The 14,499-nt window shown below is 40.6% G+C and carries 15 protein-coding genes; all 15 read right to left on the minus strand.

Features of this window, described 5'->3' with window-relative positions; genetic code table 11:
* Position 1: 1 nt before the first annotated feature.
* Positions 2–490: a CvpA family protein gene (locus ABJK37_RS23760; protein ID WP_348358991.1), complete on the minus strand. Its 489-nt coding sequence runs from the start codon at positions 488–490 to the stop codon at positions 2–4.
* A 172-nt stretch (positions 491–662) separates the two neighbouring features.
* On the minus strand, positions 663–1,331 hold the full coding sequence (locus tag ABJK37_RS23765; protein WP_348358993.1) for an SPOR domain-containing protein: 669 nt from the start codon (positions 1,329–1,331) through the stop codon (positions 663–665).
* 1 nt (position 1,332) lies between these two features.
* Positions 1,333–2,625 carry a bifunctional tetrahydrofolate synthase/dihydrofolate synthase gene (gene folC, locus ABJK37_RS23770; protein ID WP_348358995.1) on the minus strand — a complete coding sequence of 431 codons (1,293 nt, stop codon included), beginning with the start codon at positions 2,623–2,625 and terminating at the stop codon, positions 1,333–1,335.
* Between the two features lie 3 nt (positions 2,626–2,628).
* Positions 2,629–3,477, minus strand: coding sequence for an acetyl-CoA carboxylase, carboxyltransferase subunit beta (gene accD / locus ABJK37_RS23775; RefSeq protein WP_348358997.1), 849 nt, complete (start codon positions 3,475–3,477; stop codon positions 2,629–2,631).
* Between the two features lie 152 nt (positions 3,478–3,629).
* The gene (truA, locus tag ABJK37_RS23780) at positions 3,630–4,418 is read right to left on the minus strand and encodes a tRNA pseudouridine(38-40) synthase TruA (protein ID WP_348358999.1); all 789 of its coding nucleotides are present in this window, start codon (positions 4,416–4,418) and stop codon (positions 3,630–3,632) included.
* A 114-nt stretch (positions 4,419–4,532) separates the two neighbouring features.
* Entirely contained in the window at positions 4,533–5,879 is a 1,347-nt protein-coding gene (locus tag ABJK37_RS23785; protein WP_348359001.1) for a sigma 54-interacting transcriptional regulator, read from the minus strand.
* Positions 5,876–6,457, minus strand: coding sequence for a hypothetical protein (locus ABJK37_RS23790; RefSeq protein WP_348359003.1), 582 nt, complete (start codon positions 6,455–6,457; stop codon positions 5,876–5,878). Before ABJK37_RS23790 ends, ABJK37_RS23785 begins: the two co-directional genes overlap by 4 nt.
* Entirely contained in the window at positions 6,454–7,860 is a 1,407-nt protein-coding gene (locus ABJK37_RS23795; protein WP_348359004.1) for a HAMP domain-containing sensor histidine kinase, read from the minus strand. Before ABJK37_RS23795 ends, ABJK37_RS23790 begins: the two co-directional genes overlap by 4 nt.
* A gap of 87 nt (positions 7,861–7,947) precedes the next feature.
* Positions 7,948–8,280: a hypothetical protein gene (locus tag ABJK37_RS23800; protein WP_348359006.1), complete on the minus strand. Its 333-nt coding sequence runs from the start codon at positions 8,278–8,280 to the stop codon at positions 7,948–7,950.
* A 433-nt stretch (positions 8,281–8,713) separates the two neighbouring features.
* On the minus strand, positions 8,714–9,154 hold the full coding sequence (locus tag ABJK37_RS23805) for a TerB family tellurite resistance protein (RefSeq protein WP_348359008.1): 441 nt from the start codon (positions 9,152–9,154) through the stop codon (positions 8,714–8,716).
* Positions 9,155–9,160: 6 nt separating this feature from the next.
* Positions 9,161–10,177, minus strand: coding sequence for an NAD(P)-binding protein (locus tag ABJK37_RS23810; protein WP_348359010.1), 1,017 nt, complete (start codon positions 10,175–10,177; stop codon positions 9,161–9,163).
* Positions 10,174–11,229: an ABC transporter ATP-binding protein gene (locus tag ABJK37_RS23815; protein WP_348359012.1), complete on the minus strand. Its 1,056-nt coding sequence runs from the start codon at positions 11,227–11,229 to the stop codon at positions 10,174–10,176. The genes ABJK37_RS23810 and ABJK37_RS23815 overlap by 4 nt, the downstream gene beginning before the upstream one ends.
* A 7-nt stretch (positions 11,230–11,236) precedes the next feature.
* Positions 11,237–12,901 carry an iron ABC transporter permease gene (locus ABJK37_RS23820; RefSeq protein WP_348359014.1) on the minus strand — a complete coding sequence of 555 codons (1,665 nt, stop codon included), beginning with the start codon at positions 12,899–12,901 and terminating at the stop codon, positions 11,237–11,239.
* Between the two features lie 43 nt (positions 12,902–12,944).
* The gene (locus tag ABJK37_RS23825; protein ID WP_348359016.1) at positions 12,945–13,958 is read right to left on the minus strand and encodes an extracellular solute-binding protein; all 1,014 of its coding nucleotides are present in this window, start codon (positions 13,956–13,958) and stop codon (positions 12,945–12,947) included.
* An 82-nt stretch (positions 13,959–14,040) separates the two neighbouring features.
* Positions 14,041–14,493, minus strand: a complete 453-nt coding sequence (locus ABJK37_RS23830; protein WP_348359018.1) for a GNAT family N-acetyltransferase — start codon at positions 14,491–14,493, stop codon at positions 14,041–14,043.
* Positions 14,494–14,499 lie beyond the last annotated feature (6 nt).

Genomic DNA, 14,499 nt, shown 5'->3' on the forward strand with positions numbered 1-14,499 from the left:
TTTAAACGGGCTTTATAAAACTTGAGTTATTTTGCAAGTATTCAAAAAACCACTCAATGATTAAACTAAATTCTGGAATTAGTACTGACGTCTCCCACAAGGTTGACGACGAAAATGGAGTAAATGTATCTAAGAAAAATAACAAAGCACTGACAACTAATATGCCTCGCAAGGCACCAAATACCAAACCTAAGGCTCTATCAGTGCCGCTCAGTCCAGTAAATTGGACCAACTGGGAAATAAGATAATTGACTAAACCACCGATAATTAAGGTCGACACAAACAGTATTGCGATGGCAACACCATTTCGAATCATCAAATCGTCAAGTTTAGTGAGATAAACGGCTAGATCTTTATAAAACTGGCTTGCAATAAAAAACGCAGTGAACCAAATAGCCAATGAGATTGCTTCTTTTACAAAGCCTCTAATTAAGCTAATAACGGCGGAAAACAAAATAACAGCCAGTATGGCGTAGTCAATCCAATTCATAAGACTCGTTTTTTTACCGTTTAAATGTCGAGATGTTTAGGCCCATCATTGCCCTTTTAACACCACAGAATTAAAATCGCGCGCATTCTATCAAAATGACTAGCGGAAATCCTGAAAAATTTCGCTGCTTTATTAACAATTCAACACTCATTTACGTCTAAAACTGCTCATATTATTGAACAGTGAATGGGGTCACCCTGCCTTGTAATTGCGTTAGTTCTTTTAGGTGCGAAAGTGCGTTATCTAAGTTGCTTTTTTGCAAATCAGGACCAACAAAGACTTTTGTCAAGGTTCCAGAGTTGGTTTTTACGGGCCGGCTAAAGGCTCGATAGCCCGCTTTTTCTAGGCGACTCAACAGCTCTTTTACATTTTTTTGATGGCGAAAGCTACCCAACTGCACCACCCACCCCGCACTCGCTAGTAAGCTATCAACATCTTGCTCTACTACTGTTTGCTGTTGCAAACTGCTAACCTGTGGTGTTTGTGTATCGACTTCATCTTTATTCGTTTCTTGAGAAGTTTCTTCTGGGTAGACATCAGCCACTTGAACATCTTCGGTGCGACTTTCAAGTTTTGCTTCAGGCTCTGAGGTAAAGTTAGAATTTTCGTCCACAGCCTGTTCAGAAATCACTTCGACTTTACGAGTCGCAGCTTCTTTGACTTTATCAGTGTCAAAAGCACTGGGTGATTTTACGGTTTTCATAGCCGGTTTTTGAGGTAACTCTACAAATAGATTACGTTTTGATTCTTGCTTACCATCTAATAAATCAGGCAAAAAGATCACAACTATCGCAACAACTATGGCGGTTCCTACCAAACGGTTTTGTAATGCGGATGACACTCTACGACACCTTTTCGTTAGGGGGTAACAACCCCATTTTTAATACATTTGTAACAGTAAAAAAAGAACCAAATACAATGACAAAGTCCTCATGATTAGCCGTGTCTAATGCACATTGATAGGCCAATTCAACTGATTCATAGTCTAACACTTTTTGTTCACTGGGTAATACTGCAGAAACCAAGGTACTTGCTTTTGCCCCCCTAGGCACATCTAAACTCGCACAGTACCATTCCGAGACTATGGGTAACATTGGAGCGAGCGTGTCCTCTATGTCTTTATCAGCTAACATCGCAACAACAGCTATTACCCGTTTATGGCGCATCTTTATAATGTCGCTGGCTAATAAACGAGTTGCCTGAGGATTATGGGCTACATCCAACATCACTAAGGGATTATTTTGGACCACTTGCCTTCTGCCGGGCAAACAGGTTTGCGCAAAAACTTGTGCCATTGAATTAGTGTCCAACTTTATACCCAAGGTTTCCAACACTTGTAAAGCGGTCGATGCATTTTGGGCAGGAATGTTAGGCACAGGTAGATTGTCATAGTGTGTATTGTCCCCTTGCCAATGAAGTCCCTGTGAATCTATTTGGAAGTCAAAGTTTTTGCCTTGCCATAAAGGCGCAACTTGATATTCAAATGCGGCCTCAACCAATGTAGAAGGAGGCTCCCGTTCACCGATAATTGCGGGAATATTCGCTCTAAAAATTCCTGCTTTTTCAATAGCGATTAACTCTCTCGTATTTCCAAGCCAATCCTGATGATCTAAATCGATACTCGTAATTACCGCTATATCAGGGTCAACAATATTAATTGCGTCTAATCGCCCACCCAAACCTACTTCTAACAATAAATATTTAGCATCCGATTCGTACATTAGCTGCAACGCTGCCAATGTACCGAATTCAAAATAAGTAAGGGCCGTATCACCTCGCGCTTGTTCCACCTTCAAAAACGCCTGACAATGAGCATTTTCAGTCAACATCATTCCAGCGACTCTTACGCGTTCACGGTAATCTAAAAGATGCGGAGAACTAAACACAGCGACAGAATTTTGAGAGGCCAAAATAACTTGTTCAATCAAAGCACAAGTCGTGCCCTTACCATTGGTACCAGCTACGGTGACAAGCACTCGCTCACTGAAATCGAGTTGCAAACGTTTAAAAACCTCAGCTACACGCTCGAGACCTAATTCAATATTACTTGGATGTATCTGTTCAAGATAAGTTAACCAATGGTCAAGAGACCAAGCCTCTTTCTCAAAGGCTTGGGGATCTGCTAGTTTAGACATTATTTAATGATGTTGGTGATGTAGTTTTGACAATATACTAAATAATTTATCACGCATTTCACGGCGGTCCACTATGATGTCAATAGCACCTTTTTCTAATAAAAATTCGCTACGTTGAAACCCTTCAGGTAGGGTTTCGCGAACAGTCTGTTCAATCACTCGTGGTCCAGCAAAACCAATCAAGGCCTTAGGCTCAGCCACGTTCACGTCACCCAACATTGCCAAACTCGCTGAGACTCCCCCCATAGTAGGATCCGTTAGTACAGAAATATACGGCAGGCCTTTTTCACTCATTTTTGCCAATGCAGCACTCGTTTTAGCCATTTGCATAAGCGACAAGAGTGCTTCTTGCATACGTGCTCCACCACTAGTAGAGAAACACACCAGTGGCATATTAAGCTCCAAACATGCGTTCACTGCTTTTACAAATCTAGCACCCACGACTGAAGCCATTGAACCGCCCATAAAAGCAAACTCAAAAGCAGCAACGACTACAGGCATACCATTCAATTTGCCTTGCATAACGACTAATGCGTCTTTTTCGTTAGTCGCTTTTTGCGCACTGGCTAATCTGTCTTTATATTTTTTCGAATCTTTAAATTTAAGTAAGTCTTGAGGTTCAAGATCGGCACCCAACTCTACCCTTTCACCTTTATCTAAAAAGTGATTGATACGAGCACGCGCTCCAATACGCATGTGATGACCACATTTAGGACAAACACCTAATTGTTTCTCTAATTCTGTTTTATACAGCACGGCGTCACATTCGCCGCATTTAGTCCAAATTCCCTCGGGCACATTACTTTTAGTCGAAGACTTAGTGCGCGGTAGTATTTTTTCAATCCAACTCATATAAAATCCTGTTATGCAATTTGCAATAAAACGCAACAAATTGACAATATTCAACGGTTTATTAGTACCCGTTTTAAGCCCTATAGGCCAAAAGAAACGCTATTAAATCACAACATCGATACATCACGAAATCAAAACTGGTCTTAGAAGTATCAATCAGGTAAAAATAATGGTCCTAATGGTGTTTTAGGTAGATCAAATTCTTCTGGGTAAGTTACATGCACCAAATATAGACCATTAGGTTTGGCGGTCGCTGCAGCCTTAGTACGATCTTTACCTTGAAGCAGCGTCTGTATCCACGTTGTGGTTTTTTCCTTGTTACCCACTTTCAAAAGGGAACCTGTAATATTACGCACCATGTGATGTAAAAAGGCATTTGCAGTGACATCAATCATAATGTAATCACCAAATCGAGTCACACTAATACTCGTCAAATTTCGCACCGGTGTATTCGCCTGACAATTTACCGCTCTAAATGCACTAAAGTCATGTCGTCCAACCAAATATTGCGCAGCATCATGCATCAATTCGTGGTCAAGATCACCACTATGAATATGGGTCACACCTTTTGGAAGAATGCTATTGCGTAAACGATGGTTATAAATAATGTACCGGTATCGCCTTGCGGTAGCAGAAAAACGTGCATGAAACTCATCACTGATATTTTTTACCCATTTAATGGCAATGGATTTAGGTAAAAACCGATTCAAACCTATGGTCCAGGCTCGGTCGGGCCGCTGACTAAGGGTATCAAAATGTACAACTTGGCAAGTCGCATGAACTCCAGCATCGGTACGTCCCGCACAAGTCACATTGATAGGTTCGTTCGCAATTTTAGCTAACGCCTCTTCAACGTGCTGCTGCACACTCGCTACAGTTTGTTGGCGCTGCCAACCATGATAAAGCGCGCCGTTATATTCAATGCCCAGAGCTAATCGCATTTGTGTACTATTGCCATTCAAAAAATTCGCGGTATTGTAAGGAACTTCAATGTAAATAACAGTGGTTTTTAGTGATTCCTTGGTAATGTTTACATTTAAGTTTGTCGCATACCTTTAGTCAGGCTTAAAATCAGCCGAATGTAGATTATGTTTTTTCATAAGCTTATGCATATCAGTACGGTTTCGACCTGCCAATTCAGCTGCTCTTGTCACGTTTCCATCTGTCATTTTAAGCAGTTTCAATAAGTACTTTTGCTCAAATGCATCTCTTGCTTCAGTTAAGGTTGGCCATTTTTGTTCAGAAGCCGACAACGCCTGTTCAACTAAATGAGAGGCAATCACTGGTGTTTGCGTCAAGGCAACACATTGCTCTACTACATTAACCAGTTGTCTCACATTGCCTGGCCACAAACAGGTCGTTAATAATTGCATCGCATCGTCAGAAAAACGACTGACCTTAACTTGGTGGCGTTCTGCGCTACTTTTTAGTAAATGCCGAGCTAACAACGGAATATCTTCGGACCGCTCTCTTAAAGTCGGTAGAGTTATATTCACCACATTCAGTCGATAATATAAATCCTCTCTAAAGTTTCCTACTTGCATTTCCTTGCTAAGGTTTTTATGGGTGGCAGAAATAATCCTCACGTCGATTGGAATTTGTTTACTACTGCCCACAGGACGTATCGTTTGCTCTTGAAGTGCCCTCAGTAATTTAACTTGAAGTGACACTGGCATATCACCAATTTCATCCAAAAATAATGTTCCACCATCAGCTTCTCTAAACAAACCTTGATGTTCGTTTACTGCTCCGGTAAATGATCCCCTTGCATGCCCAAACAGTTCTGACTCGAGTAAATTCTCTGGTAACGCGCCACAGTTAATTGCCACAAAAGCCTTATCAGCTCTTTTGCTGGCTTTGTGAATCGCACTGGCTAATAATTCTTTTCCGGTTCCACTAGCGCCACTTATTAGCACGCTGACATCACGCTTGGCTACGCGGAAAGCCTGATCAAGTAATTGTTCCATTTGCATCGAACGTGTAATGATCTTTTCACACCATTGCCCTCTTTGCGCCCCTTGACTTTGACTCACGGCTTTTTCCATTAAGCTGCGTAATTCTTCATGATCTATAGGCTTAGTCAAAAATCCAAACACACCTCTTTGGGTAGCCTCTACGGCGTCTTGAATCGTCCCATGTGCTGTCATCAATATCACGGGTACATCTTTTCTAAGCGCCATGATTTCTTCAAAAAGGCTTAAGCCGTCCAGTCCAGGCATGCGTAAATCACTCAAAACCACATCAAAATTTTGGCTATTGATGAGCTTTAATGCCTCTTTACCTCCCCCTGCACTTTGCACATTGTAGCCTTCTCCTCTAAGCCTGATTGCCATTAAGCGCAATAAACTCTCGTCATCATCAACCAACAACACATTGGGATCTGATACATTCGACTGACTCATTCTTTATCCTCTTCAATACTTTCCATAATAGATGCTTCGATATTGAGCAACTGGTCAATTTGATTTTGTTGTTTGTCTAACAGTATTTGCTGCTCTTCAATGTTGAACGATTGATGAGTATTAATTTTACTCAATGTTACCAACGCAGATTCCATTTCCAACAACCCTTGACTAGGGTAATAAAGCGCTATCATTATAAAGCGCTGCATAGGCTGAGTTAGCTTAGGTAGGATTGACTCCACCCAACCCTGTGCTCGCAATCTATCTTGATATGGCGTGCTTTTGCCTTGGCTTAGGAATACCTTTTTTAAAACATCGGTATCTTGATCTGACAACGCTTCTATTTGTTTTTTACGTTCTGGCCACGAAACCTCTTCGATCTGATACCAATATTGCAACCAATATTCGATATAGCAGTTATTCTCATCCAATGAGTTCTCCCATACACACATAGGCGGACGCTGTGGAGCATCAATTGTTACCTTGGGAGTTATCGAGTCGGGCCGAGAAGAAGACAACAATTCGCAACTAGAAAACAAAGTTGTGACACTTAGCAGGACTATTAATTTCAATCTCATATATTCGCCTCTTTACTTGGGATATAGACACGAACACACACGTCAGCATAATCCACCTCTACAAATTCAGCCTTTCCAAACATCATTCTGGCGCAATCAGCTACTATGGATAATCCAAGCCCTGAGCCTGTTACTCTATCATTTCGGGTACCTTCACCTCGACTAAAAGGTTGAAATAATATGTTTCGTTGCTCATCTAAGATTTTCTGGCCTCGGTTTGCAAAATCTAGGACTTGCATATCGCCCTGTTGATAGAGCCTTATGCTAATAGGTCTACCTCTACTGCCATGGGCAAGGGCATTTGAAACCAAATTATCCAAGATTCTCCTAAACAGTTTTTTGTCTGCGAAAATACTGGGTAAATCTAATTGCATGTCAATCTGGTTGTCATGTTGTTTAATTGCTAGACTATTTTCGGTCACAAAGTCATCAAAGAAACTTTTAGTTTTAAAATTAGAAAATACCGGTTTAGCCTGTTGTAATAACAAATTGTAATCAAGCAACTGCACTATTAGTAAGTTTAATCTATCGGTACTGCTGTTTAATAGCGACAACACTTCCTCTTGCTCTGCATTCAATGGGCCTACGACTTGCTCTGTTAGTAAAGAACACCCTTCTTTGATGCTGGCTAAAGGCGTTTTTAGCTCATGAGACGCATGGCGTAATAACGCGTGGCGCAGGTTTTCCAATTGAATTAGACGACCCGCCAAGCGGTGCAACTTCTGCTCTAATACAATCAACTCCTTTGGTCCAGTCGTAGAAATAGGGGGTAAGGTATTCTCTTGACGCGAAATAGCAGTAATGACTCGTTCAAGTCTTGTCACTGGTTTTAATATTGCCTTTGAGCCAAGAGCAATTAATAAAAATGAAGCCCCTAATAACCAAGCCGTCAACCAAAATTGTGTTTGTTGCACAGAACCAACATAAATTTGTTGATCTTGTATTCGCTTATCAAGACTACTGTCTATCTGTGTCGCTAAATCGTTTAGATTTTGTTTAAATTCAGCGAGTTGCGCATCTAATAGCAACTGGTCTTCGGTACCAGAATATTGTTTAATCCAAACAACTCGTTCAGTTAAACTATAACAATTCTGTTTCTCTGAAAGTTGCTCACACACAGGCGTTTGGTATTCTGAAAATCGTTGGGTCGATTTTTCAATCAAAGGTTTTAAGGCGTCCTTTTTGACTATATGATATTGACGCACAAGCCGCTCAATATCTACCGACAACCCTTCCATCTTACTCACTTGCCTAACGGTATTAACAGAGTATTGGGCTTCGTTGGTGGCAATTTGTGCAATTTCACTTAACTTAATTTGGCTGTAACCAACCAATAACGCCAAGGGCACAAGAACAACGACAAAACTAACCAATGTTAGTTGCCGTAATGAGCCTAGTTGCATGGCAACTCCCATTAATTTTTTCATTTTATCGAGTTGTCAGCATAATAAAAAAAGACCGAACAAGTCGATCTTTTCTGATTATATTTTCTATATCCGTTTTTCGGGAATATTCGTATTTTTGTCTTTTACCAAGTTAACTTTTGTATTCGCCAACTCAACGGAACTTATTTTTCCATCGCCATCCGTATCAATTTTACCAAACGAGGCGAGTACTGCGGGGTTCGCAACCGCTTCTTTAATTGTAATCTGACCATCCTTATCCAAATCAAGCTTCTTTATTAGTTCACCGTCAGCCATTGCTGAAACCGTAATAAACATTTGCACCGTCGTAAATAGAACCACAAACGAAATGAAATTTTTACATTTTCTCATGTCATTACCATCCTCTGCTAATGTAAAACGAGATTCGGTAAAACCCAAAACATTACCAAACCTATTTAAAACAAGGCATCCGTGCCAAAAAAATAACGCGAAAGAATGTTCGCATTAAGGATAAAAGTGCGGCTAATTGCAAACGCCATTACAACCAACCAATATCATCCACTTATATCCTTCACCACATTCAATGTCCGTAGATTACACTCGAGGAACCAGTCAAGTGGAACGTGATTACTGAAGATGGTATTACATTGTTCATGCCATAAATAATTTTTACTTATTTATCAGACAGTTACATCAACAACGACGAATCAAAAATACAATAGGCACCAAGAACCAAACTTAAATGTAGCTATTTTGCGACACCAATAATATCAAGACTATTTATGTATGTTAAATCATACAGTTAGCATGTCTATTATTTGAAACACCACTCAAAAAACAGACAGATAGTGACTATAACAATAAGCAAAAGTTAGGGTTTGATTGACAACTTACTTTGAATATATTGGCTATGAGGTATGTACAATAAATCTGCTATTTTTCTGATTGTATATTCTTCATCAGGGCTGAGTTCATGGTCAGCGTAGGCAATAGACCATAATGAATCAAGTACCGCCCTTTTTTCTTCGAGACCATATAAATCATTAATAACACTAGTAAACTGCTGAAAATCAGTTGATTCATCTGCCTGTGCGCGGCTCATCTTGCATAGTGTTTCAAGTTCGTCTTTGGTCAATAAGAATAGTTTATCCAGTTGCTTGCGATAGTTGTCCTGCTCCAACTGTTCAAGTTCATCATCAGCCCGCATCACTTCATATAATAATACCGCTGTGGCCAATTCAATGGTGTGTTGGCTGTTACTTTTATCTGCGTTTATATGACTTTTAAACCATTCTTGAATACTAGATATCATTGTGTATTACGCTCCCGTTTTAATTAATTGCACGAGTGCCCTAGCTCCCTCATAGGCTGACTCTATGGAAGCACCAAAACTCCAGTCCCCGCCAACATATATTCCATGTTGATGGTTAGACAACATACCTAAAGGATTTTGCCCGGCACTAGGTCTAGCATATCGCCAATAGTGCGCGTAGGTATCTGTCACAGACTGTTTAGATAATCCAAACAACTCACATAGTTCCTTGGTCGCAATAGATATCGCCTCATTCATTGCTTGAGAACCTAAATCGTCTGACAATTCGTTAGTGAGTTGGGCTACCCAGATTTCGTTTTGTTGTGCAGTCATGACTTCAGGTCGTTGTGGCTTACTAGAATCTCGCACTAAGGTCTGGATAGGGTGTCCTTTTAGATAGACTAAATCAACTGCAGAGGTAACTAGTTGGTCTAGTTTTAGTGCAATTGACCAACAACTTGTCCAAGTTTGTGAAAAAGTGGGTAGCACTAAAGAGACGTCGGATTGCTCAATTATTGTTTGACTTTGTGGCCATGGGGCAGTTATGACTAATTTATCAAATCGCTCAGACTGCCAATCAGCATTTATTTTTAATTGCCATCCTTTATCGTGATGATATCGCACTTGGCTAACTAAGCTGTTCGTATGTAATTGCGCATTGTTAACCCAGTGACGACATGCAGCATTCATTTTCTGATTAAAAACGTAATACTTGCGGTCACTTTCGAGTATTTCCAGCGGAGTCTTAACACCACTATTTTGATGGGTAATATATATATCTTGAGGCCATTGACTCGCAATACCTTGATTGCAAAGTTGTTGCATATACTGTGCAAATTCGATTGTTTTGACTGGCACAATAGTGGCACCCATATCACACTGACCAAAATCGGTTTTTTTGGTGCTGGCTCTACCTCCACAGCCACGAGACTTTTCAAAAATGCTGACATTAAAGTTTTCAGAATCAAGAAAGTCCGCCAATAAACTCCCTGTGATCCCCGCTCCTACAATGGCAATTTTCATATATTGTCTCCATTGTCTGCGAACACAATCATATGCTCTAAGTCTAACCGAATGCCTATCAGTTCATTCAACTGATGGTCATGATGACTCGGTGCCAAGCACAATACCTTGGCATGTCCAACTTGCTGTAATTCTAATTGATACAAGATGTGCGAACCTTGAAACGACCTATCGATTACTTTTGCCAAGGTCTCACTTTTGTCATCATGGATGATATCGTCTGGGCGAATCAAGAAGACAACTTTATCACCTTGTTTAAAACCACTGCCAGGCTCAATAGTAAAAACCCCTAAACCACTATTCAATTTAATGTTGCTATCTACAGTTGCAGGCAAAAACACACCATCACCAACAAAGGAGGCCACAAATCGGCTCTTTGGTCGATGATACAGTGCGTAAGCATCAGACCATTGTAGTAAGTGGCCTTTATTCATGACACCGATCACGTCAGCCATGGCAAAGGCTTCATGTTGATCATGGGTTACCATCAAAGCGGTGGTCTTTTCGTGTTTCAAAATAGTCCGCAATTGTTTTGCTAACTCATCTCTTAATTCCGCGTCTAAACTAGAAAAAGGCTCGTCCAGCAACAGTAAATCAGGTTTGGCAGCCATTGCTCGCGCCAACGCAATACGCTGTTGTTGGCCACCTGACAACGCATGTGGGTAGCGACTGCCATACCCTGACAATCCTATTAATTCCAGCAATTCTGTCACTCGCTGGTGTTTTTGTGCTCTATTTTGCTGGTGCAAACCAAAAGCGATGTTTTGCGCTACGGTAAGATGAGGAAATAATGCATAGTCTTGAAATACAACTGATACGTGACGTTTTTCAGGTTCTATATGATTATTTTTATCGGAAACTAACTGTTCACGTAACCTAATTGTCCCATCTGTTAACTTTTCAAAACCTGCAATTGCTCGCAAAAGAGACGTTTTTCCACAACCAGATGGACCTAATAAACACCCTATTTGTCCGCTTGATAATTCAAACGTCACATCTTGTGCGGCTTTTACGTTTTGGTAACTAACCGTTACATTTTTGAGACTTAACATGGTTACCTTATTTGATTTGAGAGGTAATTTCGCTGGGCTTATCAATTAAAAGAGTCAGTAAGACAACTGGCAATATACCTACACAAACAATGGCTAATGCGGGCAACGCTGCGTCCATTAATCTTTCATCTGAAGCCAATTCAAATGTTTTAACCGCTAGTGTATTAAAGTTAAACGGTCGTAAAATCAAGGTGGCGGGTAGTTCTTTCAATACATCAACAAAGACTAATAACAGTGCACTCAACACACTCGTTTTCATTAGGGGCAAATGAATCTTTCTGAGAATTTGAAACGGTTTGTATCCCAAAGATCGCGCAGCGTCATCCATACTGGGTTTCACTCGCGCCAACCCTGTGTCAACGTTATGCATCGCTACGGCTAAAAATCGACTGCTGTAAACCAAAATCAATGCAAACAATGAACCTGAAAACACTAAGCCTAAACTTAAATCAAACCAGCTTTCAGTCAATCCATTCAGTCTTATGTCTAGCCAACTTAATGAAATCATCGCACCTATGGCTAGAACAGTACCTGGAATGGCATAACCTAGATTCACCACGCCGACCAACATTCGAATCGACTTGATTGGATGGAGACGTTTTCCGTAAGCGAAAAATAAGGCTAAAACTACAGCAACAAAAGCGGCAATCGCTGCCAAGTAAAAACTATTCCACAACAATAAGCCAAATTCAGCACTAAATTGCTGTGAGTAGGTTTTTGAAGCCCAAATAAACAACTGTAAAACCGGAAAAATGAACCCCAAGCATACCGGTAACAAACAAATAAACGGCACCCAGAAAGCTTTACTACCCGTTAACTTTATTCTTTTTGCTTGTTGTGTTTTTTGACCTTGAAAATAATAACGAATTTTACGTCTTGATAGAAATTCTAGAATCAATAACAACATCACAAAACTGGTTAAGAGTGCCGCCAGTTGCGCAGCCGCAAGACCGTTTCCTAACCCAAACCAAGTTCTAAAAATACCGGTAGTAAAAGTGCTTAACCCAAAATATTGCACTGTGCCGTAGTCAGCAAAGGCTTCCATCATGGCTAACGCAGCGCCCATCAATATTGCAGGGCGAGCCAAAGGCAGCACAACCTTAAACAGATATTTTCTGGAGGAGACCCCTAAACTTCTCGACACATCTTCAAGGCTGGCAGGTTGTTCACTAAATGCGGTTCTAGCTAACATATAAACATAGGGATACAGAACCAAAGACAACATAACGATCGCCCCAGGCAATGAACGAATGTCTGGGAAATAATAATCACCATATTGCCAGTCAAATGTTTCTCTTAATAACGTTTGTATTGGGCCCGCAAAGTCCAACAAACCTGTATAGGTATAGGCAATAATGTAAGCTGGCATCGCCATTGGTAAAAGAACCAACCACTGCAATTGTTTACGGCCGGTAAACTCGTACCTAGCAATACACCACGCTAAAACAGTCCCTATCACTATGACGATTAATCCAACACCAAAAGCCAAAACAATAGAATTGACAATATAGTCTGCTAATACAGTTGTATAGAGATGTTGCCAGATTTCAGTTTGAGGAAAAAACACGCTGACAAACACTAGGCCAATGGGTGCAGCAAGGACAAAGCAGCCTAGTGTTATACCGATTAACCAAAAATTGAACGGGCCAAATGGCCAGTTAATTTGTCTCATACCCAAACTTAATTTAGTTTAGACAGGGAATACCCCGTCGAATTTACTTCCACCCAGCGCGATCCATCATCTGTACTGCAGCTGAATTCAATTCTCCGAGTTGACTTAACGGCACCTGTTCTGTTTCAAATACACCAAAGGATTGCAGGATATCACTGTAAGGAATACCAGCTAAAACAGGATATTCATGGTTGGTTTTTGCATACCACAATTGTGATTCTTCACTGAGTAAAAAATCAATTAACTTAAGTGCGGCGGCTTTGTTAGGAGCATTTTTTGCCAGTGCAACTCCTGAGATATTGATATGGGCGCCTCTGTCCTCCTGATTTGGCCAAACGACTTTAACTTTTTTGGCTTGCTGTTTTGTTGTTTCATCTTTAGAACTCAACATTCCCGCAAGATAATACGTGTTAGCTATAGCCACATCACATAAGCCAGAGGCGACACCTTTGATTTGATCTCTGTCTCCACCTTGAGGAGGCCGCGCGAAATTCTTAACAAGACCATTTACCCATTCCTCAGTGGCAGATTCGCCTAGTTGTGCAATTAAGGAAGCCACCATAGATTGATTGTATATATTATTAGAGCTACGAATACATATACGCCCTTTCCATTCAGGCTTGGTCAAATCTTCCATTTTTGTAATAGATTGCGCCGCAACTCTGTCGACTGAAACCATTAAAGGCCGAGCGCGTAAAGACAATCCTAACCAATGTCCCTGCTCATCATGATAATTATTGGGTAATTTAGAAATGGCCTCAGTCTCTGAAATTTCTTGAGTCAAACCTTGTTGTTTAGCGCGATACAAGCGGCCAACGTCTGTAGTTAACAGTAGATCCGCAGGGCTATATTTACCTTCGCTCTTTAAACGCGTAATCAAATTATCTGCTTTACCCGTTACTAAATTGACTGAGATACCGGTTTGCTGAGTAAAAGAATCCAATAAGGGTTTGATCAACGCTTCTTTACGAGCTGAATACAAATTAACCTGCTCTGCCACTACTGCCGGAGACAGCAACGTCACGATAACAAATATACACGAGATGATTTTTTTCAAGAGGCATTCCTACTTTCAAAAGACATAATACAATGATAGAAACCGGATGTTAGTGTAATTGAGAACTATTCTCAATACCAATTTATTCCTCATACATCAAATAATGGCTTGCTTGCATACCTAACGATTCATAAGTTTTCTGAGCAATAGCGTTTTCTTTTTCAACGTATAACCTAAAACCGCAAACGTCTTTTTGTTGCTCGGCCAAAATTTTAACCTGAGAATATAGCTGGGCATAAATCCCCTTACGGCGATAATCAGGAGAAATATACACACTTTGAATCCACCAGAATACCGCATTGCGCCAATCGCTCCACTCGGTAGTGACCATTAGGCTTCCCACTACCTCTTGTTCTTTTTCTGCGACTAAATAGAATCCTTTAGTCTCATCAGAAATCAATGCAGAGACTCCCTTAGTCAAAGTGTCCATATCCAATTCTTTCTGTTCTGTTTCCCATGCCATTAATTGATTAAACTTCACTAAGGGGGCCACATCGTTGTGCTTAGCAACGCGTACTTTAACTGTTTCTACCATCTTTCT

Origin of the sequence: Paraglaciecola sp. (genome assembly GCF_039964565.1) — a bacterium.
In the GTDB taxonomy this organism is placed as follows: domain Bacteria; phylum Pseudomonadota; class Gammaproteobacteria; order Enterobacterales; family Alteromonadaceae; genus Paraglaciecola.